Source organism: Thioclava sp. F34-6 (assembly GCF_002213235.1).
GTDB classification, from domain to species: domain Bacteria; phylum Pseudomonadota; class Alphaproteobacteria; order Rhodobacterales; family Rhodobacteraceae; genus Thioclava; species Thioclava nitratireducens.
This window is the reverse complement of record NZ_NBOA01000001.1, coordinates 311047-334416: the sequence shown is the minus strand read 5'-3', so window position 1 is coordinate 334416 and position 23370 is coordinate 311047. Positions and strand designations below refer to the sequence as shown.

Sequence of the window (23370 nt, the reverse complement as noted above, 5' to 3'; positions counted from 1 at the left end):
TTCGCTCAGGCCGCATTGGACTGGATCGGCGCGCGCAACGCCGCCAGCATCGCCGCCCCATCCGCCGCGCTCGCCAGCCAGCTTGCGCGCTCACGCGCCGCAAGCGCGGAGCGCAGCACCTCGAGTTCCTCGGGACCGATCGGGGCCAGCGCATCCTCGACCGCGCTGATCTCGGGCGCGCTGACCTGAACGCCGATCCCCTCCCGCGCCATCCGCCGCCCGATCTGGGTATGCGACAGCCCGATCGGCGGCGCGCCGAACAGCCCGCCCTCGTAAAGGCGATTGGGCAGCAGCCAATCCGAATTTCCGCCCGGATCGAAGCGATCGAGCAGCCAAGCCAGATCGCAGGCGCCGTAAATCTCGGGCAGCTCGTCGGGCCATGCGTAGCTGCCGCGAAACTCCAGAGCGTCATTGGGCTCGATCACCGCATGGAAATCGGGGATCACGTCGAGCGAGGGCCGCCCGCTGATCACCACCCGGTAGCGCCCCGGATTGCGCCGCGTCAGCCCGTCGAGCGTCTCCAGCGACCAGCGACAGCGCAGGATGCCGAACCAACCGATGGTGATCTGGCCCTGCGTGACCGGCGCAAGCCGCGCGCCCTGCGGGATCAGGCTCTCGGGCAGGAACGGCTTGTTCTCGACCAGGTGCACCGGAACCGTATTATGTTGATAAGGTTCGAGATATTCGCTCTCGAAGGCTTCCGAGGAGGTGACGACCAGATCGGTCTCGGCCAAGAGCCCGCGCTCGATCCGCCGCAAAGCCCGCGACGCGGTGCCTTGGCCCAGCATGATCCGGTGAATGTCGAGCAACTCGTAGACCAGCGCCGGCTTATCCGCGAAGGCCGCGCGGGCGTGCCGCCCCAGCGCCAGCATTTCCAGATTGCGCGCGAGGATCACATCCACCCCGACCGAGACCAGCGCCCGCACCCGCCTGCGGATCTGCGGATAGGCGCGCGCCACGCTCAGCGCCCGCGCCGCAAGTTTGCCATCCTGAGTCCAACCGAGGATTTCGGCGGGCCGCTGCGGCGCACCGGGCAGCCGCTTGAACCCCGCGATCACCACCTCGGCCCCCGTCGCCTCCAACATCTGCACCCGCCGCCAGATCGCGGCATCGTCCAGATCATGCGCCAGATAGAGAAGTTTCATCGCCTCACCTACCCCGCGTCACTTCAGATCGCACAGGATCGAGCCGTCGAAACTGCAGCCCGTGCCCAGCGGCGTGTAGCGGAAGCGTTTGACCACCATCTCGACCGGCCCGTCGGGCGTCTCGTACCGCCCCATCCAGCGGTCGAGCGTCTCCGTCGCCCAGAAGCTGAAATAGACCTTCATCCGATGCGTCGGGATATGATCGGTGGCCTCGCGCACCAGTTTTCCATCGACGAACCAGCGCAGCCGGTCGGGCTCCCAAATGATCGCGTAATCGTGGAACCCGTCCTGCCCGGGCGTTGCGATGTCGATGCCGCGCCCGCCCTCGTCCCCCTCGTCGCCAGAGACGTAACGATTGGTCCAGACGTAATCCGGCTGCTTGGTCAGGATCTCGAAATCGATCTCGTCATGGGGCTGATCGTGGACCGGCCCGGTATAGGTGAAGAAAGCGGCATTGAACCCCGCGCCCGCGCCGCTGCGGACGCGCGCCTCGAACGTGCCATAGCTGAACCAGCCCTGCGTCTGGATCTCGCCGCAGAGATTGGGCATCGACCCATTCGCGAGCGGCAGAAATTTCAGCGTGGCCCCGCCTTCTGGTGCAAGCCCGATGGCGCGGCGCGACCAGGTGCAGTTCTGATGATCGCCATTGCTCCAGCCGTCTGAGATATACCAGCGCGCCGGGGCGACGCGGGCGAAGGTTTCCTCGAACGGCGTGGTCACGAGGCCCTTGCTGTCCGCGTCCTCGGCCGAGGCGGCGAGTGTCGCCCCCATGGCCACAGCCAGCGCGCACCCGGCCACGAGGCCGCGTCTGATCATCCCCCGAAACATGCAGATCCCCTTCATCAGCATCTGCTTCAAACGTGGCCCCCGGCCCCCCTTCAGCTAAGCACCTTCGGGCCCGCGCATCGCTTTTTCGCATGATTTTCACCATCCGCCCAAAAATAGAGCACCGAAAGGGGGCAATGCGCGAATGGCGATGCATTTTGCAGGCGCAGCATTCGGCCTAACTTGGCGCGGCCCGACTCCGTTCCTAATGTCCAATCCATGACTGCTCCGTTGATCTCGATCGTGATGGCGAACTACCGGGGTGCGGCCTATCTGGATCGCGCCATCGCATCCGTATTGGCACAGGATCATACGCGTCTCGAACTGCTGCTGATCGACGATGCCTCGGGCGATGGCTCCGCCGCGATCGCCCGCGACTGGGCCGCCCGCGACGCGCGGCTGCGCTTTCACGAAATGCCGCGCAACGGGGGGGCGGCTGCGGCGCGCAATCAGGCGCTGGACATGGCGCGGGGCGAATGGGTCGCGATCGTCGACAGCGACGATCTGATCCATCCGCAGCGCCTCTCGCGGCTGCTGGCGGCGGCGACCCGGCTCGATGCGCAGATGGTCGCGGATGACATGGTGTTCTTTTCCCAGACGCCGAATGCCGCCGGGCGCACTCTGTTGCAGCCCTTGCAGCTGACCTGCCCGCGCGAGGTCACCGCGCGCGACATGCTGGCCTCCGACGATCCGGCCAAACCCTTGCCGCCACTGGGCTATCTCAAACCGCTTATCGCGCGGAAAACAATCGGCAATCTGCGCTACGACACCAGCCTCTCGATCTCCGAGGATATGGATTTCTACCTGCGCCTGCTGATCGGCGGCGCGCGTCTCATGGCGCTGCCGGACCCGATGTATCTCTATCGCAGGCATTCGGCCTCGCTGTCTTACCGGCTGTCCTGCAAAGCGCTCGAAGCGATGCTCGACGCGCAGGCGCGGCTGAGCCCGAGCTGCCCGCCGTCGCTCTCGGAAGCGCTCGAGACCCGCAGGCGGGCTTTGGAACATATGCTGCGCTATCAGCGGCTGGTCGATGACCTGAAAGCGCATCGCTGGGGTCCGGCGACGATACGTCTGGCGCGGGCTCCGGGGCTGTTCGGCAATCTCGTGGAAAGCCTGCAGGCCCGGCGAAAGCGTATGAAAGCCACTCAAAACAAAAGAAAATATCCGCTTTCTCTCAGCCTCGGCGCTACGGGCTCGGGCGCCACTCACAGCGTGCCGCCGCCCCCCGAAGCAGGCGCTTGTTGGGATATGCAGCCCGCCGATCCAGCCGCTGAGATTTCAGCGCTTATGGTAAGACATGCCGTGTCGCTAGAGACGGAGGACGAAGCGGGCGCTTGGTTCGCCTGGATCGCATCCGGTAACGAAACTGCATAAAGATGTGCTATCGCGATGCTTATTCTGCCCAGCAATTACCGCCTTTGCGAAAAACTCCGGTCGGAGCCTGCCAGATCTTGCATGTCAGATCTCGTCTTTCGAAACTTTGAACTGTGAGGAACGGCGGCGCGTGAACCGAGTAGAGGACATGCATGGTACTGCAGGTGCAGGTGCAGAAAGAGACCTCGAAAATCCGGAGCGATTGGAGACTACCGATTCCTTCCGATCAACAAACACGCACACGGCCATTTTCCGAGCTTGAGCGAAGGAGAGAGAGAGTTGAGCTCTGAAATCTGCGTCATCATTCCCGCCTTCAACGCTGAAGCCACGATCGGAGACGCAGTGCGTTCGGCGCTCGCCCAGCCGGAACTGCGCGAATTGCGCGTGATCGATGACGCCTCGAGCGACGCCACCAGCGAGGCGGCCCATGACGCTGCCGCCGGCGATACGCGCCTGCAAGTGATCAGGCAGACCCGCAACACCGGTCCCGCGGCCGCGCGCAATATTGCAATTGCCGAAAGCACCGCGCCCTATCTGAGTGTCCTCGACGCCGATGATTACCTGCTCCCCGGACGGTTCGGACGACTGGCACTGGACGGAACGGCCGATATCGTCGCGGACAATATCGTCTTCGTCCCGGAATCCCGGCCCGACCTGCTATGCCCGGAAAGCCTGCCCGCGCTCCCCGATCACGCGGCGAGCACGCTCGATCTGGCCGGGTTCATTCGCGGCAATCTCTCGCTGCCCGGGCAGCCCCGGGGAGAGCTCGGCATCCTGAAACCGGTGATCTCGCGCGCGTTCCTCGACCGGCACGGGCTGCGCTACAACGCGGCGCTGCGGCTCGGCGAGGATTGCGATCTGTATTTGCGGATGTTCCTCGATGGCGCGCGGTTCCGGCTGCAGCGCGATATCGGATACGTCGCGCGGGTGCGCCGCGACAGTCTCAGCGGGCGCCACAGGGCCGAAGATCTGGGAAACCTGCTCGCCGCTGCTGAGCAACTGGCCCCGATGGTCGCGCGCGATCCGAAAGCCGCGCCGCTGTTCCGCGCCTATCTGACGGAGATCCGGGCGCGCTATCTGCTGCGCGATTTCCTCGACGTGAAACGGCGTGCCGGGCTGGCGGCGGCGCTGCGTCATTCGGCGCGGCCCTTGTCGAACCTCGTCCCGGTGTTTGGCGGGGTCGCGCGCGACAAGCTCGCGGCCTTGCGCAAGACGGAGGCGCCACCCCTGCCCGATCAGCGCTATCTCCTGCCGCTGGAACAGGAAAAAGGCGGCCCGTGACGGACCGCCTTTCGCGCTGGAATATCTTAGGTTTCTAGCCTTTGACCTGCGCCGGAAGCAGTTGGAACTCCACGATATCGCCGGGCATCAAAGGCGCATCCATCGCCAGCACCTCGGCGTCGCTTGCACCCTTGCGATGGACCCGCACCTGAAGCGCATCCTCGGGCCGCTCGATCGCGGTCAGCAGCCCCACGATCCGCTCCTGCAAGACGCGCTTGCCGCGGATTTCGTCCAGATCGGCCTCGACCTGTCGCAAGGTTTCCAGCCGCGCCGCGGCCGCCCCTTCGACCGCATCCAGCCGGTCCGCTTCGGCGGACGCGATGTCCTGTCGCGCCTTCAGGATTGCGCTGCGCACATCGAGCGCCTGCGTCTCGACCGTCGCCGCGACCCGCTGCGCATCCAGAAGCCGCGCATTGGCTGCGAGCCCCCGGTCGGCCAGCGTGTTCATCGCATCGGTCTGCTTCTGCGCCAGAGCCTGTTGCTCCTCGAGAGAAGCGGATTTCTTTTCGAGCGCCGCGATCTCGGAGTTCAGAAGCTCCAGCCGCCCGTCGATCAGGGTGATCCGACGCTTCGTCTCTTCTCGGTCGAGCTCGAAAATCTTGCGCTCGCGGTCGCGCAGGACCTCGCCGCTCGCATCGTTCTGCAGCCGCGGGAAGTCGATCGTCTCGGCCCCGTCGACCTCGGCGATCAGCCGCGCGCGCCGCGCGCCGAGCGTATCTTCCTTCTGCCGCAGATCGCTGAGCAGCGTTTCCGCCTCCAGCCGCGCCCGCAGCGGATCGGTGTCGCTCAGCCCCGCCATCGGGATGCCACCCGCCTGCGCCAGGGCCTCGCGCGCGGTCATCCCCTCGCGGAAATCGACCTTGCCGCCCGTGCGCACCAGCCCCGACACATAGACCGGCGGGCGCTGCGCAATCGCGACAGAGACGCCCGGCATATCGGTGATGCCGAGCTGCTGGATCAACCGATTGGCGATCTCTTCCGACAGATCGGACGGTGTCGTGGTCTCGGCCTTCATCGGCCCGAGAAAGGGCATCGTGAGAATACCTTGCTCGTCGACCGTATACTCGGTCGGCCAGCTATCCCATTCGCGCATCACCGCGCTGATCGGGTCCCAAGCCATCACGCGGATCGACAGCGCGTCCCCCGCGACGATGGTCTCGGTAAAGCCGGCGCTGGCGGGCAGAACCATGCCCAATATCAGCGCCAGCCGGAGTTTCATGGAGCGCACCACCTCAGCGCGCGCCTTTCGCAAAGAGCACCGCCGGGATCGTCATGAACAGCACCCAGATATCGAGCATCGGCCGCCAGTTGCTCACATAGAAGCGATCCAGCCGCACACGCTCGCGATAGGTCACGTCGGATCGCCCGCTGACCTGCCACATTCCGGTCACGCCGGGGCGGCTCTGCAGGTAGTGAAACCGCGACTGGCCGTAGTTTTCCAGCTCGTCTTCGACCACCGGGCGCGGGCCGACGATGCTCATTTCGCCGGTCAGCACATTCATGATCTGCGGCAGCTCGTCGAGGCTGAGCTTGCGCAGCACAGCGCCAACCGACGTCACCCGCGGATCGTCGTCGAGCTTGCGTTGTTCTTGCCAGATCGCGCGCTGATCCGGGTTCAGCATGAGGTGACGTTCGAGCACCTCATCGCCGTTTGTCACCATCGAACGGAACTTCCAGCAGCGGAATTCCCGCCCGCCGAAGCCGATCCGGCGATGGCCGTAGAACAGCGGACCGCCGTCGGACAGCTTGATCATCAGGCAAAGCCCGAGGAACAGCGGCGCGAAAAACGGCGCGATCGCCAGGACGATAAGAAGATCGAGAGCGCGTTTCACGCGCCCGCCCACAGGGATCTCATAGCTACGCGGCGCTTTAGGCAGAGGCACCGGCGGATTGATGACGACAGCATTGGCATCGAAGTTTCGTATCGAACTGAAGGACATTTCCCCACTCCATGTTTCAGTTTCCCCCCTTAATGCCCGTCCTTCCTGTCATGCCTCACGATCGCGTCTCGTTCAGAGATGTTCTCACCATTGGATTAAAGATGCTGATCGCCCATCAAATTGACCAACGTTTTTTTGAGAAAAAGTCGGTTTCCACAACTCCAGAGTGAGATCGCGACTTTGCAGGCGCAGAAAATGGGAGATTGCCCTAAATTTGACACATTATTCAGCACTTCGAAAACAGGCTTGACCTCCGCAACCTCTGGTTCAGGCAATGTTTTCTGACGGCCTGATCTGCTCCGGTACGTCCTCCCAGGGCCCCGAGCCGCATCGAAACGCGCCAAACTCCCGTCTCATTTCGGCCGCATTCGAGCATCGCTCAGCTCCTCTCGATAACAAAAAGCCGGCCTGAACCGGGCATTCGTCTATGGCGATTGCGGCCATCTCATACGCGCGTTGCCCAATGAATAGACGAAACTCGTCAAAACGGAGCTTTCGCGCCGCCACGCCCCTGCCGGCAACTGAAAAAACCTAGACAATTCTGGACCTGCATAGTCCGCTTCTCGGTAGGGATCGTCCCACTCCGGGTCACGTGGATCCGGACGATCGGTTGGATGTTGCCCCGAGAGGTATGCGCATGGGTCTGGCCCGAAGCTCTGCACGCGGAGCCGCGATCAATATGGTTGCGATCGTCATACGGATAGGACTGAACATTCTCGTCGTCACGCCGATCGTGGCGCGCATTCTCGGCCCGGAAAGCTTCGGTCTCGCAGCGATGGCAATGACGCCTTTCGCCTTCTTCCTTCTTTTCGGCGATATCGGCCTGTCTGCGGCGCTTGTGCGGTCGCACAACCCGTCGAAGATGCTCTGGTCCACGGCGTTCTGGGCGACCGGCATCCTCGGCACCTGTGTCTTGCTGATCGCGATCGGCACCGCAGGCGCGTTGAGCAGTTTCTATCACGAGCCCGCTGTCGCCCCGCTCGCCCGTGCGCTCGGGATCGCAATGTTGTTTCAGGTGATGATGACGATCCCCGTCGCGTGGCTGCAGCGCGAGCATCAGTTACACCACGTGGCGATCGCCGATATTCTTTCAGTTACACTCGCCGCGATCGTCTCGATCACAGCGGCCCTGCTCGGCGCGGGGGTCTGGGCATTGATCCTGCAGCACATCACGCTCGCGGGCACGAAATTCACGACGATCTTCTTCTTCGCGAAACTGCCGCTTTCGATGAATTTCCGCTGGGCGGAGATTGCACCTATGATGGGGTTCTCGACGCGGCTGACGAGTTCAAGCCTCGTTTCCTACTTCAACACCCAGACCGACACGATCCTCGTGGGCCGGTATCTCGGCACCGATGCGGTCGGTCTCTACAGCCGCGCCTATCAACTGATGCAGCTGCCCGTGCAGGTGATCGCGCATGGCATGGCCTTTGCCGCCTATCCCGCGATGGCGCGGGTGACACATGACCGCGAATGGCTCTCGGCGCTTTATCTCAAGCTCATCACGGCCGTGTCCTTCATGGTCTTTCCGATGACCTTCGGCCTCGCCGTCGCTGCGGATCCGCTGATCCTCGTGTTGCTCGGGCCGAAATGGATCGAGATCGCGCCGACTTTCGCGGTGCTGACCATAACCGGGATGACCCAGAGCTTCGTGGTGAACGGGACCGATCTGCTGATGGCCGACAACCGCACCGACCGCATCCTGTGTTGGGCGATCATCCGGCTGGTGGTGCTGGTGCCCGCGTTCGCACTGGGGGTCTATCTCGGCTCGGTGCTCTGGCTCGCGCTCTTCTTCAGCGTGGCTAGCATCGTGCTACTGGTCCCCTTCCAGATGGAGATCAACCGCCGCGCAGGCCTTGGCCATCGCCAGATGCTCGCGCGCCTGCTGCCGAGCTTCGTCGCCGCTTTGGGCATGGCCGCGGGCGTCTATGTGCTGAAGCTGTGGTTCTACGGTCTGGGTTTGCCCGCGCTGGTCGCGCTCCCGGTATTGGTGCTGGCGGGGGGTGCGCTTTATCTCGGGCTGCTACGGCTCGGCGCGCCCGCTTTCCTGCGCGACATCCTCGGCATGGCGGATCATTTCCGCAAAAGCCGCGCGAGCTGACCGCGTTCAGCCAGCCGCAGCCCGCTCATACAGCCCATCCCAATAGGCCGCCGCATCCTCGGGATTGAACAGCGCCCGCGCCTGCGCATGGGCGGCGCGGCGCATCGCACGGTAGGCTTCGGGATCGGCGAACATCTCTTCGAGCCGCGCGATCCCCTCCTGCGCCATCCGCTCGGTCTCGGCCACGAACATCGCCTCGCATTCGACGGTGCCGCGCAGCGACCATTCGGGCCGCCATTCGTCATCGCCCGGCGTGCGCGGACGCCCAACCAGCGCCCCCGAGACGCCATCCTCGATGAATTCGGGAAGCGCGCGCTGATCGGTCGCCAGAACCGGCGTGCCGTGGATCATCGCCTCCACCGCCGAGAAGCCGAACGTGTCCGAGAAAGTCAGCAGCGCCGCCGCGTGGCTATTGCGCAAAAGCTCGACCACCTGAGCGTTCGGCATCCGCGCGTGATGCGTGACATTGGGCAGGTTGAGTAGATCGAGATAGGGCTGGAACACCTCCTGCCGCTCCGGGTCGCTCCAGATCGACCCGCCGCAGGTGAGGCTGGAGATCACGTTGAAATGGAATGGCAAGCCGCGTTTCAGGGCCAGTTCCGCCATTCGCGCGACCGAACATCCCCCTTTGCGCGCGAAATGCCCGCCGACGAAGGTGATCTGGAAGGGCGGCTCCAGCGCGATCTCTTCATGCGCGTCCTTGCCCGGGTGCAGAGACGGGTAGCGACATTCCAGCTTATCCAGGAGCCGAGTCTGATCGGCAGGCGACAGCCGGGATTTCGTTACCGTCGCGCGAAAGCTCTCGCAGGCGAATTGCGAGATCGCGACGATCGCGCGGCAGCGATCCGAAAGCAAAATCCGATAGAGCATCGCCTCGTAGCCCGAGTCCTCGCGCCCGAAGACCCGCGGCAGGTCGGATTCGAAGCCGATCACGAAGGGTTTGCGCCCGAGCGGGATACGGTTGAAGGCATGGATCAGGTCGCAACGATGCGCCGAGACCGGATCGAACAGCGTCACCCCGTCATATTCCGAACGAATCCGGTTGAACGGCACGAAAATCTTGCGCTCGATCCGGTGACGCGACTGGCGCGGCCCGCTGAAATCCCACGGATAGCCCACCGGCGCGAGCACCTTCAGCGGCCTCGATTCTGTCTTGATAGTCATGACGCCCCCATCGACTCGTCACGGCACATTGCGCGGCCTTTGACACCCCTCGCAGGCCGCAGGGTTCAAGCTAGGACCGCCCAAGCCCCGCCAGCAAAGAAAAACCGCCCGGTTTCTGCATTGCAGCACCCGCGCGCCTGTTTCTTACGCGCTGTTGAGCGGTTTCGGGCCGATGCGCGTATCAATCGGGCTTTCACGACTGCCCGCGAGATCATCACCTTGTCATGAAACCCGCCGATAGTTTCGCCACTCGGGGCAAGGCCCGCCCGGGAGCAGGCAAAGCGCTGGCCCGCCCTGCCGGGTCGCGCGAGGATCGGGGAAAGGGGTGCCGATCGCGCCCGCTCAGAGGTGTTTCGACGCAAGATGATCTCCCGCCGCGACACGATCACATTCTCGCCCGAGGCGTTCGCATTCGCGATCGGCCTGATCGCGCTGAACTGGATTCCGTTGATGGGATCCAAGGCGGCGCTGATCTATCTGGCGGCGATGGCGGCGCTGGTCTTCTGGCAGCCGCAGCGCATCCTCGACGAAGGCTACGCCACCGCCGCGATCTGGGTGATGATCGGCTGGTGCCTGCTGTCTTTCCTTTGGTCGAACTACCCCTCGCAGACGATCCGGCACGGGCTGCAACTGGCCCTGACGGCGAGCATGGCGGTCGCGGCGGGCTCGCGGCTCTCGACGACGACGGTGCTGCGGGTGCTGCTGGTGACGGGGCTGATCCTGGCGGTCTGCCAGTTCGGGATCGGGCGGATCAGCGGCTCGGGCGCGTGGCTCGGCCTCTACAATTCCAAGAACCAGCTGGCGCAATTCGCGATGATCCCGATGCTCGTCGGTCTGGCGATCACGCTCGACCGGCGCGGGCGGCGCTACCTGCTGCCCGGCGTGGTGGCGCTGGTGGCTGGGACATTCCTGCTGATCGTGGCCGGCTCCGTGGGCGCGATCCTCGCCGCGATGGGCGCCTGCACGGCGATGGTGGCGATCAAGTTCCTCAACCGGCTCGGACCGTGGCAGAGGCTGCTGGTCGCGGGCAGTTCGGTCCTGCTGATCGCGCTGATCGCGATCGCGGTTTCCGGCTTCTTCGACGAGCTTTCGCAGCTGATGGTCCGGCTGACCGGCAAGGACCTGACCCTGACGGGGCGCACCACGCTCTGGCAAGCCGCCTTCGACGAGATCGCGAAACATCCGCTGCTGGGCGAAGGGTTTCGCGGCGTCTGGGTGGTGGGCAACCCGCTGGCCGAGCGGCTCTGGGCGGAGTTCGGGATCGCCGACAAGGTGGGCTTCCATTTCCACAACACCTTCATCTCGAACACGGTGGAGATCGGGCTGATCGGCGGCGCGATGCAACTGGGCCTGTTCCTCTACACGCTCTATTTTCTGGTGCTCTGGGCGATCCGCTCGCCCAGCTTCGAGTCACTGTTCTGGGCGGGCTACATGGTGCGCGAGGTGATCCTCGTGAACAGCGAGGTGATGTTCTTCGCCGAATTCGCCGCCGATACGGTGCTGATGTTCATGGCGATCGTGGTGGCGCGGCGCTACCAGCTGTCGCTGCGCGCGCCAGCCGGAGCGGTCCGCGCGCTCGGACAAACGCCGGCGGCCCGCTATTCCGATCGGTTCGCTGGCTGAGCGCCCCGACCCGATTGGGACGTCGGAACCGCGTGAAAAAAAGCCCGAACACAAGGGTCCGGGCCAATCAATCCGTTGAAACGTGCCGCGGCGCGACGATCGCGCCTTATTGCGAAGCCGCTTTCGCCAGCTTGCGGCGGTCCTGCAGCTCCTCCGCCACGAGGAAGGCCAGTTCCAGCGATTGCGAGGCGTTCAGGCGCGGGTCGCAGGCGGTGTGGTAGCGCGAGGACAGATCGCCGTCGGTCACCGCGCGCACGCCGCCGGTGCATTCGGTCACGTCCTTGCCGGTCATCTCGAAATGCACGCCGCCGGGGATCGTGCCCTCGGCTTTGTGAATCGCGAAGAATTCCTTCACCTCGCGCAGCACGGAGTCGAACGGGCGGGTTTTGAAGCCCGACGCGGACTTGATCGTGTTGCCATGCATCGGATCGCAGGACCAGACGACATTCGCGCCCTCGGCCTCGACCGTGCGGATCAGGCGCGGCAGGTGATCGCCGACCTTGCCCGCGCCGAAGCGCGCGATCAGCGTCAGACGGCCCGCCTCGTTCTCCGGGTTCAGCTTCTCCATCAGCACCTTGAGGTCGTCCTCGGTGGTGGTGGGGCCGCATTTCAGACCGATCGGGTTCTGCACGCCGCGTGCGAATTCGACATGTGCACCGTCGGGCTGACGGGTTCGGTCGCCGATCCAGAGCATGTGACCGGTGCCCGCAATCGGCAGGCCGGAGGTGGAATCGATGCGGCAGAGCGCCTCTTCGTATTCCAGCAGCAGCGCCTCGTGCGACGTGTAGAAATCGACCGAAGCCAGCTCATTCGCGGTTTCCGAGGTCACGCCCGCGGCCCGCATGAAGTCCATCGCCTCGCTGATATGGTTGGCGACTTCGCGGTATTTCTCGGCCTCGTCGGCATCGGTGAAGCCGGCGATCCAGCTCTGGACGCGGTGGATGTCGGCGAAACCGCCGGTCGAGAAGGCGCGCAGCAGGTTCAGCGACGCCGCCGCCTGCGTGTAGGCCTGCAGCATCCGGTTCGGATCGGGCAGACGCGCCTCCGAGGTGAACTCGAAACCGTTGATGATGTCGCCGCGGTAACTCGGCAGTTCGGTGCCGTCGATGGTCTCGGTCGGCGCCGAACGCGGCTTGGCGAACTGGCCCGCCATGCGGCCGACCTTGATGACCGGAACCTTCGCGCCCCAGGTGAGCACGACCGCCATCTGCAGCATCACCTTGAACGTGTCACGGATATTGTCGGCGGAAAATTCCCCGAAGGACTCGGCGCAGTCGCCGCCCTGAAGCAGGAACGCCTCGCCACGCGCAGCTTTCGCAAGCTCCGCCTTCAGCGTGCGCGCCTCGCCCGCGAAGACCAGCGGCGGCATCCGCGACAGCTGTGCCTCGACAGCGTTCAGCGCCCCCTGATCGGGATAGTCGGGCATCTGAACCCGCGGTTTCGCGCGCCAGTCCGATTTGCTCCAACCCTTGCCCATCTGATCCTCCAAAAGCGTGGTCGTGTTCATTCGGCGCCGCTTATAGACGGCGCGGGTCTGGGAAACAAACCCGAATTTGCATTTCGACAAGTCTGCAGCGCCCACCTTGCCCCCCTCTTGCGGCGCGCGCCAATTTCCTGTTTCGGTGATTCACCACAGATGACGGATTGACGACATGCCTGATCCCCGCCCCACCCGTCGGCCAGCCCCTTCGCAAGGAATGATCCGGATTGGCCCGGACGCACGCCAGCGTTCGGTCGTCTTCCTGCTTCTAGAGCGATTCACGATGATGGCCTTCGCAAGCGCGATCGAGCCGCTGCGCCTCGCCAACCAGGTGTCCGGTCGCACGCTCTACACTTGGAAACTCGCCTCAGAGTCCGGCGCGGATGTCACCTGCTCGAACGGGACGACCTTCCGCACCGATATCGGTCTGGAGGAGCTGGGACGCGACACGATGGTGCTGGTCTGCGGCGGCATCGACGTGGCCGAGGCGGTCAGCAAGCCGCTGTTGAACTGGCTGCGGCGCGAGGCGCGGCGCGGCGCGGTGATGGGCGGCTTGTGCACCGGCTCTTACGCGCTGGCCCGCGCGGGGCTGCTCGACGGCAAGCGCGCGACGATCCACTGGGAGAATATCGACGCCTTCGCCGAGGATTTTCCCGATATCGAACTGACCAAGGGCGTGTTCGTGATCGACGGCAACCGGGTGACGACGGCGGGCGGCACCGCCTCGATCGACCTGATGCTGCGGCTGATCGCCCGCGATCACGGCGAAGAACTGGCCAATACCGTCGCCGATCAGCTGATCCATTCCTCGATCCGCTCGGACCGCGACACTCAGCGGCTGTCGATTCCCACCCGCATCGGCGTGCGCCACCCGAAGCTCGCGCAGGTGATCGGCCGGATGGAGCGCAATATCGAAGACCCGATCAGCCCCGCGACGCTCGCCACCGAGGTCGGCATGTCGGCGCGCCAGCTGGAGCGGCTGTTCCGCCGCTACCTCAACCGCTCGCCCAAGCGCTATTACATGGAATTGCGGCTGCAGAAGGCGCGTAACCTGCTGATGCAGACCGAAATGAGCGTGATCAACGTTGCCATGGCCTGCGGCTTCGCCAGCCCCTCGCATTTCTCGAAATGCTACCGCGCGCATTACCAGACCACACCCTACCGTGAACGCGGCGCGAGCGCCACGGGCGAGAAGGAGATCCCGGACGCCGCCTCCGAGGTTGGACCGGAAGACTCGCTCGACTGAAAATTGCGCAATCCGCCCCCTCGCCTTTCACGAATTTGCACAACGGCCCAAATTGCCGTTACGTCGCATTGCGCGATCCTTGACCTTCGGGTCGGTTTTTCGCGTCATCGCGCCACTCGCGGTTCTTCACATTTGACGCACCGCGCACTAACCTCGCGCAAGAACGCGAGTTCCAACACGGGAGTGAACACATGAAAAAACTGCTTCTGGCTTCGGCTGCGATCGCGCTTGGCGCGACCGGCGCATATGCCGATGACGTGAAGATGGGCGTCCTGCTGGGCTTTACCGGCCCGCTTGAATCGCTCGCCCCGCCGATGGCGCAGGGTGCCGAGATGGCGATCAAGGAAGTCTCCGACTCCGGCAAGCTGCTGGGTGGCGACACCGTGACCGCAGTCCGCGGCGACTCGACCTGCGTCGACGCAGCAGCCGCAACCGCGGCTGGCGAAACGCTCGTCACCACCGACAAGGTCGCTGGCATCATGGGCGCGATGTGCTCGGGCGCGACCACCGCTGTCCTGCAGAACGTCGCCATGCCGAACGGCGTCGTGATGATCTCGCCCTCGGCGACCTCGCCGGCGCTCTCGGATCTCGAAGACGATGGCCTGTTCTTCCGCACCGCTCCGTCGGATGCGCGTCAGGGCGAAGTCATGGCCGATGAGCTGATCGAGAAAGGCATCAAGAACGCCGCCGTCACCTACACCAACAACGACTACGGCAAGGGTCTCGCGGACAGCTTCGAGAAAGCCTACAAGGCCAAGGGCGGCAACGTCACGATCTCGGCCGCGCATGAAGACGGCAAGGGCGACTACTCCGCCGAAGTCGCATCGCTCGCCTCCGCGGGTGGCGACGCGCTCGTCATCGTCGGCTATATCGACCAGGGCGGCTCGGGCATCCTGCGCGGCGCGCTCGACACCGGCGCCTTCGAGACCTTCGTCTTCCCCGACGGCATGGTCAGCCAGACGCTCGAAGACAATTTCGGCTCGGAAATCAACGGCTCCTTCGGTCAGCTTCCCGACTCCGCGGGCGACGGCATGAAGACCTATCTCGGCATGGCCGAGAAAGCCGGCTTCGACGGCTCGTCGGCCTATTCGGGCGGCGCCTATGACGCGGCGGCCCTGATGCTGCTGGCGATGCAGGCCGCCGACTCCACCGACCCGAAAGTCTACAAGGACAAGGTCATGGAAGTCGCGAACGGCCCCGGCGAGAAGATCTATCCCGGCGAGCTGGGCAAGGCGCTCGACCTGATCAAGGAAGGCAAGCCTGTCGATTACGAAGGCGCGACCGCCGTCAACCTGATCGGCAATGGCGAAGCCGCGGGCACCTTCCGCGAAATCGAGATCAAGGACGACAAGATCGAAACGGTGAAGTACCGCTAAGCGATCATCAGACGCGAGACAGCCCGGAGAGATCCGGGCTGTTTTCAATTATAAAACAACAAGATGCGGCGTGAAGCTAACATGCCTACAACTCAGGGGACCCTATGATCCGGGTTGAAAACCTAGTCAAATCCTTCGGCGGATTCCGGGCGGTCGATGGCGCGAGCCTCGAGATTGCAACCGGCTCTATCACCGGGCTTATCGGACCGAACGGCGCCGGCAAATCCACGCTCTTCAACGTCATCGCAGGCGTGCACGAACCCACCGCGGGCCGTGTAACGATGGATGGCGAGGACATCACCGGGCTTGCCCCGCACGAGCTGTTCCACAAGGGTCTGCTGCGCACCTTCCAGATTGCGCATGAGTTTCCTTCGCTCACCGTGCGCGAGAACCTGATGATGGTGCCCACCGGGCAAGCCGGCGAGACGCTCTGGAACACGTGGTTCGGGCGAAAACACATCCGCGAGGAAGAAGCGGCGCTTCTGAAGAAAGCCGATGAAGTGCTTGATTTCCTGACGATTTCGCATCTCAAGGATGAGAAGGCAGGGAACCTCTCGGGGGGTCAGAAGAAGCTTCTGGAACTGGGCCGCACGATGATGGTCGAAGCCAAGATCGTCTTCCTCGACGAGGTCGGCGCGGGCGTGAACCGGACGCTTCTGAACACGATCGGCGACGCCATCGTGCGACTGAACAAAGAGCGCGGCTACACCTTCTGCGTGATCGAACATGACATGGATTTCATCGGCCGCCTCTGCGACCCGGTCATCGTGATGGCCGAGGGCAAGGTGCTGGCCCAAGGGTCCGCCGATCACATCATGGAAAACGAGGCCGTCATCGAGGCCTATCTGGGGACCGGCCTGAAGAACAAGGTCAAGGCCGAGGAAACCGCCGAGACCGCCGCGCATGAAGACCACGGCGCGCAGCCCGGTCTGGGCGACGAAGCAGGCCATGGAGGCGACCAATGAGCTACCTCGACGCCTCACACATGACCGGCGGCTACGGCAAGGCCGACATCCTGCACGACTGCACCCTGACCGTCGAAAAAGGCGAGATCGCGGTGATCGTCGGCCCCAACGGCGCAGGCAAATCCACCGCGATGAAGGCGGTCTTCGGGATGCTCGGCCTGCGCGAAGGCAAGGTCACGCTCGACGGGCAGGACATCACCGGCCTCTCGCCGCAGGACCGCGTCAAGAAAGGCATGGGCTTCGTGCCGCAGGTGAACAACGTCTTCCCGACCATGACGGTCGAGGAAAACCTCGAGATGGGCGCCTTCATCCGCGACGACGATTTCCGGGGCACGATGGATCAGGTCTTCGACCTGTTCCCGATCCTGAAGGAAAAGCGTCGCCAGAATGCGGGCGAACTGTCAGGCGGGCAGCGTCAGCAGGTGGCCGTGGGCCGCGCGCTGATGACCCAGCCGAAGCTCCTGATGCTCGACGAGCCGACCGCAGGCGTCTCGCCCATCGTGATGGACGAGCTGTTCGACCGCATCATCGAGGTCGCGCGCACCGGCATCTCGATCCTGATGGTCGAACAGAACGCCCGCCAAGCGCTTGAGATCGCGGATAAAGGCTATGTGCTCGTGCAGGGCGCGAACAAGTACACCGACACTGGCGAGGCCCTTCTGGCCGACCCGGAAGTCCGCCGCACCTTCCTGGGGGGCTGAGGAATGGAACTCATCAACGCGCTCGTCGCGGTTACCAATTACGTCATCATCCCCGCCACCGCCTATGGCGCGCAGCTTGCGCTCGGCGCGCTCGGGGTCACGCTGATCTACTCGATCCTGCGGTTTTCCAACTTCGCCCATGGCGACACGATGGCCTTCGGCACCGGGGTCGTGATCCTGATCACCTGGGGTTTCCAGGCGATGGGGATCAGCTTCGGGCCTCTGCCGACCGCCCTGCTCGCACTGCCCTTCGGCATCGTCATCACCTCGGCGCTGATGCTCGGGACCGACAAGGTCGTTTACCAGTATTACCGAAAAGTCAGGGCTGCGCCCGTGGTCATGGTCATGGTCTCGGTCGGCGTGATGTTCGTGATGAACGCGCTCACGCGCTTCCTGATCGGAGTCGACCAGATCAATTTCGACGACGGCATCCGCTTCGTCATCAACGCCCGGCAATGGCGCGACATGACGGGCCTCTCCGAGCCGCTGACGCTGCGCTCGACGCAGGTGATCACCGTCGTCACCGCGATCATCACCGTGGCCGCGCTGTTCTGGTTCCTCGGCAAGACGCGCACCGGCAAATCCATGCGCGCGTTTTCCGATAACGAGGATCTGGCGCTGCTGTCCGGCATCGACCCGAACAAGGTCGTGGCCGTCACCTGGATCATCACCGGCGCGCTCGCGACCATCGCAGGCACGCTCTACGGGCTCGACAAGTCGTTCAAAGCCTTCACCTATTTCCAGCTTCTGCTACCGATCTTCGCCTCGGCCATCGTCGGCGGCATCGGCAACCCGGTGGGCGCGATCGCGGGCGGCTTCGTGATCTCCTTCTCGGAGGTGGGCCTCACCTACGCTTGGAAGAAGGTGGCGACCTATCTGATCCCGAACTGGGAGCCGGACGGGCTCGTTCAGCTTCTCTCCACCGACTACAAATACGCAGTCAGCTTCACGATCCTGATCCTTGTCCTGATCTTCAAGCCGACCGGCCTCTTCAAGGGGAAAATCGTATGAGCAGCAATCGTCAGGCTGGTGAGACCAGCCGTCTCCGTGCGCCCCTCTTCTTCGCCATCATGGCCGCGCTCATCCTGCTCGAAGGTTTCACCTCGGGCTGGAACTCGGCGCTCGGCATTCTCAACATGGGACTGCTGTCGGCGATCATGGCGCTCGGCGTGAACATGCAATGGGGCTATGCGGGCCTGTTCAACGCAGGCGCGATGGGCTTCCTCGCGCTTGGCGGCCTCGCCCCGGTGCTGATCTCCATGCCGCCCACCCCCGGCGCTTTCTCGGGCGGCGGTCCGGGCATCATGGCGGCCTTCTTCGTGGCCATCGTCGCCGTGCTGGCGGCGGTCTGGATCTGGCGCAACCTGCGCGGAAAGACGCGCGGCCTCGCCGTGACGGCCGTGCTGATCGTCGGCTTCTTCACCTATCGCTGGCTCTTCGATCCGGCGGTCGAAGTGATCGAGGCGATCAACCCCTCGGCGCAGGGCAACCTCGGCGGGCTTGGCCTTCCGACGCTGATCTCCTGGCCCGTGGGCGCGGTTCTCGCCGCAGGCGCGGCCTGGCTGGTCGGCAAGACCGCCCTCGGCCTGCGCTCGGATTACCTCGCGATCGCCACGCTGGGCATCGCGGAGATCATCGTTGCGATCCTGAAGAACGAGCAGTGGCTCGACCGCGGCGTGCTGAACGTCAATGGCATCCCGCGCCCCTGGCCGGTGCCCTACGAGATCGACCTGCAGAACTCGCCCGACTTCGTCGCGCAGATGCAGAGCTGGGGCCTCGATCCGCAGCTTGGCTCGACCATCGTGGTGAAGCTGGCCTTCCTCGTGCTGTTCGTGATCGTCATCCTCGCGCTGATCTGGCTGACCGAGATGTCGCTGAATTCGCCCTGGGGCCGGATGATGCGCGCGATCCGCGACAACGAGATCTCGGCGGCGGCAATGGGCAAGAACGTCACGCGCCGCCATCTGCAGATCTTCGTGCTGGGCTCGGCGGTGATCGGGCTTGCGGGCGCGATGATGATCTCGCTCGACGGGCAGATGACGCCGACCTCCTACAACCCGCTGCGCTACACCTTCCTGATCCTCGTGATGGTGATCGTGGGCGGCTCGGGGAACAACTGGGGTTCGATCCTCGGTGGCGTGCTGATCTGGTATGTCTGGGTCAAGGCTGGCGACTGGGGCCCGGATATCATGGGCGCGCTGGCGGCTCCCTTCCCCGATGGCGGGTTCAAGGATCACCTGATCCAATCGGCCCCGCATATGCGGATGCTGGTGATGGGTATCATCCTGCTGATGGTGCTGCGCTTCAGCCCGCGCGGGCTCTTGCCGGAGAAATAAAAAAGAGGGGCTCTGCCCCTCGTCCGTTCCGGGCTCACCCCGGGATATTTCTTCCAAGCCGAAGACAAGACGCGCGCCCCGCAAGGAGCGCGCGTTTTTTTGGTTACTCCTCGCCGCCGTCAAACTGGGCGACGCGGGCGCCGGCCTTGTTCGTGGTGACGACGCCGAGCGATTTGAGCTTGCGGTGCAGCGCCGAGCGCTCCATGCCGACGAAATTCGCGGTGCGCGAGATGTTGCCCCCGAAACGGTTGATCTGGGTGAGCAGATATTCGCGCTCGAACAGCTCGCGCGCCTCGCGCAGTGGAAGCGTTGCAAGCGCGCCGCCCAGAACGATGCGCCCCTCATCCGCCGGGCCTTCCTGGCCGGGCAATTCGCGCGCCTCGATCACGCCCGTCCCTTCCCCGAGGATCAGCACCCGCTCGATCACGTTGCGCAGCTGGCGGACGTTGCCGGGCCACTCCATCGTCTGCATCAGCGCCGCCGCCTCTTCCGAGATTTCTCGCAGCGGCAGGCCTTGGGTCTCGTTGAAGCCGCGCAGGAAATGGTCGGCCAGAAGCGGCACGTCCTCGCGGCGCTCGGAGAGCGGCGGCACCTCGATCGGCACCACGTTGAGCCGGTCGTAGAGCTCCTGCCGGAAATGCCCCTCGCGGATCTGTGCCGTCAGATCGCGGGTCGTCGACGAGATAACCCGCAGGTCGACGCGGACCTTGTCGGCCCCGCCCACACGCAGAAATTGCTGCTCGGTCAAGACGCGCAGGATCTTCGACTGCGTGCCGAGCGGCATCTCCGCCACCTCGTCGAAATAGATCACGCCGCCATGGGCCTGCTCCAGCAGGCCCTTCTCGACGCCGCGCTCGGGCGTCTCGCGCCCGAAGAGGACTTCTTCCATCCGGTCGGGCTCGATCGAGGCGGAATTGACCGTGACGAAGGGCCCCGCCGCACGGGTCGAGAACTGGTGGATGTAGCGCGCGGCCATCTCCTTGCCCGAGCCCGGCTCGCCCGTCAGCATCACCCGGCCGTTGGACTTGGTCACCTTGTCGAGCTGATCCTTCAGCCGCCGGAACGCCGCCGAGTCGCCGATCATCTCGCCCGAGGACATGTCGCGGCGCTTGAGCGTCGAGTTCTCGCGCCGCAGCCGCGCCGTCTCCATCGCGCGGGAGATCACCACCATCAGCTGGTCGATGTTGAACGGCTTCTCGATGAAGTCGTAAGCGCCCTGCTTGATAGCCGCCACTGCGATCTCGATATTGCCGTGGCCCGAGATGATGATCACCGGCACGTCCGGATTGTCGCGCTTGACCGTCTTGAGGATGTCGATCCCGTCCATCTTGCTGTCCTTCAGCCAGATATCGAGGATCATCAGCGCCGGTTCCTGCGCGTTGATCTCGTCCATGCACTCGTTGGAATTCGCCGCGAGGCGTGTCTTGAAGCCTTCGTCGCGCAGGATGTCGGCGATCAGCTCGCGGATGTCTTTCTCGTCGTCGACGATCAGAATGTCGCTCATGTCACTTCCCCGGGGGCTTCGCCCCTCTCCTTGATGGCTCTGAGCGCTGCTCGGGCGCGTGGGAGCCTGATTTCGGCGAGCGCCCCGCGATGGGCGCCCTCTACGAAGGCGGGCGCGTCGCTCAGCGTCAACGTTCCACCATGTTCCTCGATGATCTTCTTGACGATGGGAAGACCCAGCCCGGTGCCTTTCTCGCGCGTCGTCACGTAAGGCTCGAACAGGCGCGAACGGTCCGGCGGCAGGCCGATCCCGTTATCCGCGATATGGATCGTCACGTGATCAGAGGCGACTTCCATATCGAGGCGTACCTCGGGCGCGTAGCCTTCCTCCACGTTCCCTTTTTCCGTATAGGATTCAATCGCTTCGCCCGCGTTCTTTACGAGGTTAGTCACCGCTTGCGAAATCATCGTCGCGTCCAGTTCGACGATCACCGGCTCGGTCGGGACATCCGTCACCAGTTTCGCGCCATGCAGGCTGTCTTGCTGCAAGGTCGCCGCATCGCGCACGAGCTGCGCAAGATCGTGATCGGCACGGTCGGGCTCGGGCATCCGGGCAAAGCGCGAGAACTCGTCCACGATGCGCCGCAAGTCATTGGTCTGGCGCACAATAACGCCGGTAAGCTGATTGAGCGTTTCTAGGTCTTCGCCCTCGGTCATCTTGCCGAACTTACGCTTGATCCGTTCGGCCGAGAGCTGGATCGGCGTGAGCGGGTTCTTGATCTCATGTGCGATGCGCCGCGCCACGTCGCCCCAGGCCGCCATCCGCTGCGCAGAGACCAGATCGGTCACATCCTCGAACGCGACCACATAGCCTTCGGGCGTGCCCAGATCGTTGCGTCGAACGGCCATGCGCACCAGCAGGCTCTCCAGCCGCCCGCCGCGCGAAATCCGGATTTCCTCCTGCGCAACTTCATTAAGACCGTCCTGCAACTTGTTGTAAATCGACAGAAACTCTGGAACGGCGGTTGCAAGGTCGCGGGAATGATCGCTCACGCTATTGAGCGCCAGCAACTGCATAGCTGCCCGGTTCATGAAATCGATCCGCCCGTCGGCATCGAGTCCGATCACCCCCGAAGTCACCGAGGACAGCACGGAATCGAACAGACGCCGGCGTTCTTCCGTCTCGCGGTGGTTCTCCATCAGGGCCATGCGCTGGCCCTTCAGTTGTCCGGTCATGCGGTTGAACGCCTCGCCAAGCGTCGCGATCTCGTCGTCGCCCTCGGCCTCGATCACCCGCGCGTCCAAATCACCCGCGCCGACCCGCTCCGCGGCGGCGGCGAGCCGCCCGATCGGCCGAGACAGGCGCTCCGCGAACCACAGCCCCATCCAGAGCGCGGCGAGGATCAGGATCAGCGCGAAGCCGAAATAGACCAGCCCGAATTCGAAGATGACGCGACCGCGGGCGCTCTCCAATTGCTGATAGAGCGTCACCGTCTCGCGCGTCTTGTCCAGCAGAGCGAGAATCTGCCCATCCACCTTGCGCGAGATATACAGATACCGATCCACGAAAGCGTCGAGCCGGATCAGCGCGCGCAGTTCCGAGTTCGGCCAATCCTCGATCAGCACCGTCTCGCCCTTCTGCGCCTCGACGATGTCACGCGGAGAAGGTTCTTCGTAATCAAAGAGATAAGAGCGATCGCCGCGCGCGATGATGCGCCCCGTACCGTCGATCACATAGGCCTCTTTCACGCCGCGCTGGATGCCCGCCTGCCCGGTAATGAGCAATTCGCGCAGCTCGCCATCCGACATGAAGGTCGACGCCTGCCGCCGCAGGTCGAGGAAATTCGCGAGCGCCCGGCTGTCCTGCACCAGATCGCGCTTGTGCTCGGACTGATAGGCCTCGGCGGCCTGAAGCGAGGTGCCGACGACCGAGCGCACGCGGTCGGAAAACCACCCCTCGAGGCCGATATTCACGGTAAGGAACGCGAAGACTGCGACGAGGATCGTCGGCACCAGCGCAATGCCCGCGAAAACGCCCGTCAGGCGCAGGGTGAGCCGCGAGCCGGCGGAATGGGCGCGCCGGGCTGCGATGATCTGCACCAGCCGCATCAAAATCAGACCGGCGAGCAGCAGAAAATAGACGAAATCGGCGAGCAGGATCAGGCGCAGCGCGGTGCTGTCCGCCCCCTGGCCCAGGGGGCCGAGGACGATAAAGGTCGCAATCGCGAGCGCCGGGCCAAGCACCACCAGGCCGAAGGTGAACAGGTTGCGGACCCGCTTCTGGCGGCGAAAGCGCGCCAAACGGTCCCAGCCTGAGCGATATGCCGTGCTGCCCTGCACCAATGCCCCCTCATTCCGGGCTGAAGCTCG

The 23370-nt window shown here is 64.1% G+C and carries 18 protein-coding genes; 10 read left to right on the top strand and 8 right to left on the bottom strand.

Annotated features, from left to right (window positions below; translation table 11 throughout):
* Positions 1 to 5: 5 nt before the first annotated feature.
* Both B6V72_RS01550 and B6V72_RS01545 read right to left on the bottom strand, forming a co-directional pair.
* Entirely contained in the window at positions 6 to 1145 is a 1140-nt protein-coding gene (locus tag B6V72_RS01550) for a glycosyltransferase (RefSeq protein ID WP_088734335.1), read from the bottom strand.
* 18 nt (positions 1146 to 1163) lie between these two features.
* A complete protein-coding gene (locus B6V72_RS01545) occupies positions 1164 to 1973 on the bottom strand; it encodes a family 16 glycosylhydrolase (RefSeq protein WP_168172990.1) in 810 nt (269 codons plus the stop codon).
* A gap of 216 nt (positions 1974 to 2189) precedes the next feature.
* Here B6V72_RS01545 and B6V72_RS01540 point away from each other — a divergent pair, with 216 nt between their 5' ends.
* Positions 2190 to 3344 carry a glycosyltransferase family 2 protein gene (locus tag B6V72_RS01540; RefSeq protein WP_088734331.1) on the top strand — a complete coding sequence of 385 codons (1155 nt, stop codon included), beginning with the start codon at positions 2190 to 2192 and terminating at the stop codon, positions 3342 to 3344.
* Between the two features lie 279 nt (positions 3345 to 3623).
* Positions 3624 to 4625 carry a glycosyltransferase family 2 protein gene (locus tag B6V72_RS01535; protein ID WP_088734329.1) on the top strand — a complete coding sequence of 334 codons (1002 nt, stop codon included), beginning with the start codon at positions 3624 to 3626 and terminating at the stop codon, positions 4623 to 4625.
* Between the two features lie 34 nt (positions 4626 to 4659).
* On the opposite strand, the gene B6V72_RS01530 is transcribed toward B6V72_RS01535, so the two are convergent.
* On the bottom strand, positions 4660 to 5844 hold the full coding sequence (locus B6V72_RS01530; protein ID WP_088734327.1) for a polysaccharide biosynthesis/export family protein: 1185 nt from the start codon (positions 5842 to 5844) through the stop codon (positions 4660 to 4662).
* A gap of 13 nt (positions 5845 to 5857) precedes the next feature.
* Positions 5858 to 6565, bottom strand: a complete 708-nt coding sequence (locus tag B6V72_RS01525; protein WP_088734325.1) for a sugar transferase — start codon at positions 6563 to 6565, stop codon at positions 5858 to 5860.
* Positions 6566 to 7202: 637 nt separating this feature from the next.
* Between B6V72_RS01525 and B6V72_RS01520 the strand changes: the two genes are divergently transcribed.
* Positions 7203 to 8666, top strand: coding sequence for a lipopolysaccharide biosynthesis protein (locus B6V72_RS01520; protein ID WP_168172989.1), 1464 nt, complete (start codon positions 7203 to 7205; stop codon positions 8664 to 8666).
* Positions 8667 to 8672: 6 nt separating this feature from the next.
* On the opposite strand, the gene B6V72_RS01515 is transcribed toward B6V72_RS01520, so the two are convergent.
* A complete protein-coding gene (locus tag B6V72_RS01515) occupies positions 8673 to 9830 on the bottom strand; it encodes a glycosyltransferase (RefSeq protein WP_088734321.1) in 1158 nt (385 codons plus the stop codon).
* A 363-nt stretch (positions 9831 to 10193) separates the two neighbouring features.
* Between B6V72_RS01515 and B6V72_RS01510 the strand changes: the two genes are divergently transcribed.
* On the top strand, positions 10194 to 11453 hold the full coding sequence (locus B6V72_RS01510; protein WP_146696151.1) for an O-antigen ligase family protein: 1260 nt from the start codon (positions 10194 to 10196) through the stop codon (positions 11451 to 11453).
* Between the two features lie 106 nt (positions 11454 to 11559).
* Here the strand turns inward: B6V72_RS01510 and B6V72_RS01505 are convergent, their stop codons facing one another.
* Positions 11560 to 12930: a 3-deoxy-7-phosphoheptulonate synthase class II gene (locus B6V72_RS01505; RefSeq protein ID WP_075775120.1), complete on the bottom strand. Its 1371-nt coding sequence runs from the start codon at positions 12928 to 12930 to the stop codon at positions 11560 to 11562.
* Positions 12931 to 13150: 220 nt separating this feature from the next.
* Between B6V72_RS01505 and B6V72_RS01500 the strand changes: the two genes are divergently transcribed.
* The 6 genes from B6V72_RS01500 to B6V72_RS01475 all read left to right on the top strand — a co-directional run bounded on the left by B6V72_RS01500 (position 13151) and on the right by B6V72_RS01475 (position 19557).
* Positions 13151 to 14179: a GlxA family transcriptional regulator gene (locus B6V72_RS01500; RefSeq protein WP_088734316.1), complete on the top strand. Its 1029-nt coding sequence runs from the start codon at positions 13151 to 13153 to the stop codon at positions 14177 to 14179.
* A gap of 191 nt (positions 14180 to 14370) precedes the next feature.
* Positions 14371 to 15555, top strand: a complete 1185-nt coding sequence (locus tag B6V72_RS01495; RefSeq protein ID WP_075774905.1) for an ABC transporter substrate-binding protein — start codon at positions 14371 to 14373, stop codon at positions 15553 to 15555.
* Between the two features lie 104 nt (positions 15556 to 15659).
* Positions 15660 to 16520: an ABC transporter ATP-binding protein gene (locus B6V72_RS01490; protein ID WP_075774906.1), complete on the top strand. Its 861-nt coding sequence runs from the start codon at positions 15660 to 15662 to the stop codon at positions 16518 to 16520.
* Positions 16517 to 17221 carry an ABC transporter ATP-binding protein gene (locus B6V72_RS01485; RefSeq protein ID WP_075774907.1) on the top strand — a complete coding sequence of 235 codons (705 nt, stop codon included), beginning with the start codon at positions 16517 to 16519 and terminating at the stop codon, positions 17219 to 17221. The genes B6V72_RS01490 and B6V72_RS01485 overlap by 4 nt, the downstream gene beginning before the upstream one ends.
* Before the next feature lie 3 nt (positions 17222 to 17224).
* Complete coding sequence (locus tag B6V72_RS01480) at positions 17225 to 18232, top strand: branched-chain amino acid ABC transporter permease (protein WP_088734313.1); 1008 nt, start codon at positions 17225 to 17227, stop codon at positions 18230 to 18232.
* A complete protein-coding gene (locus B6V72_RS01475) occupies positions 18229 to 19557 on the top strand; it encodes a branched-chain amino acid ABC transporter permease (RefSeq protein WP_088734311.1) in 1329 nt (442 codons plus the stop codon). The genes B6V72_RS01480 and B6V72_RS01475 overlap by 4 nt, the downstream gene beginning before the upstream one ends.
* A 103-nt stretch (positions 19558 to 19660) precedes the next feature.
* Here the strand turns inward: B6V72_RS01475 and B6V72_RS01470 are convergent, their stop codons facing one another.
* Together B6V72_RS01470 and B6V72_RS01465 are read right to left on the bottom strand one after the other, a co-directional pair.
* The gene (locus tag B6V72_RS01470) at positions 19661 to 21061 is read right to left on the bottom strand and encodes a sigma-54 dependent transcriptional regulator (protein WP_075774910.1); all 1401 of its coding nucleotides are present in this window, start codon (positions 21059 to 21061) and stop codon (positions 19661 to 19663) included.
* Positions 21058 to 23340 (bottom strand): PAS domain-containing sensor histidine kinase, encoded by a 2283-nt coding sequence (locus B6V72_RS01465; RefSeq protein ID WP_088719364.1) that lies wholly within the window; start codon positions 23338 to 23340, stop codon positions 21058 to 21060. The genes B6V72_RS01470 and B6V72_RS01465 overlap by 4 nt, the downstream gene beginning before the upstream one ends.
* Between the last annotated feature and the right edge of the window lie 30 nt (positions 23341 to 23370).

Coding starts and splice junctions, on each gene's coding strand:
- B6V72_RS01495 (WP_075774905.1), top strand. CDS start 14,371: ATGAAAAAACTGCTTCTGGCTTCGGCTGCGATCGCGCTTGGCGCGACC.
- B6V72_RS01480 (WP_088734313.1), top strand. CDS start 17,225: ATGGAACTCATCAACGCGCTCGTCGCGGTTACCAATTACGTCATCATC.
- B6V72_RS01470 (WP_075774910.1), bottom strand. CDS start 21,061: ATGAGCGACATTCTGATCGTCGACGACGAGAAAGACATCCGCGAGCTG.
- B6V72_RS01515 (WP_088734321.1), bottom strand. CDS start 9,830: ATGACTATCAAGACAGAATCGAGGCCGCTGAAGGTGCTCGCGCCGGTG.
- B6V72_RS01520 (WP_168172989.1), top strand. CDS start 7,203: ATGGGTCTGGCCCGAAGCTCTGCACGCGGAGCCGCGATCAATATGGTT.
- B6V72_RS01475 (WP_088734311.1), top strand. CDS start 18,229: ATGAGCAGCAATCGTCAGGCTGGTGAGACCAGCCGTCTCCGTGCGCCC.
- B6V72_RS01505 (WP_075775120.1), bottom strand. CDS start 12,930: ATGGGCAAGGGTTGGAGCAAATCGGACTGGCGCGCGAAACCGCGGGTT.
- B6V72_RS01490 (WP_075774906.1), top strand. CDS start 15,660: ATGATCCGGGTTGAAAACCTAGTCAAATCCTTCGGCGGATTCCGGGCG.
- B6V72_RS01530 (WP_088734327.1), bottom strand. CDS start 5,844: ATGAAACTCCGGCTGGCGCTGATATTGGGCATGGTTCTGCCCGCCAGC.
- B6V72_RS01510 (WP_146696151.1), top strand. CDS start 10,194: ATGATCTCCCGCCGCGACACGATCACATTCTCGCCCGAGGCGTTCGCA.
- B6V72_RS01540 (WP_088734331.1), top strand. CDS start 2,190: ATGACTGCTCCGTTGATCTCGATCGTGATGGCGAACTACCGGGGTGCG.
- B6V72_RS01525 (WP_088734325.1), bottom strand. CDS start 6,565: ATGTCCTTCAGTTCGATACGAAACTTCGATGCCAATGCTGTCGTCATC.
- B6V72_RS01500 (WP_088734316.1), top strand. CDS start 13,151: ATGATCCGGATTGGCCCGGACGCACGCCAGCGTTCGGTCGTCTTCCTG.
- B6V72_RS01545 (WP_168172990.1), bottom strand. CDS start 1,973: ATGTTTCGGGGGATGATCAGACGCGGCCTCGTGGCCGGGTGCGCGCTG.
- B6V72_RS01550 (WP_088734335.1), bottom strand. CDS start 1,145: ATGAAACTTCTCTATCTGGCGCATGATCTGGACGATGCCGCGATCTGG.
- B6V72_RS01485 (WP_075774907.1), top strand. CDS start 16,517: ATGAGCTACCTCGACGCCTCACACATGACCGGCGGCTACGGCAAGGCC.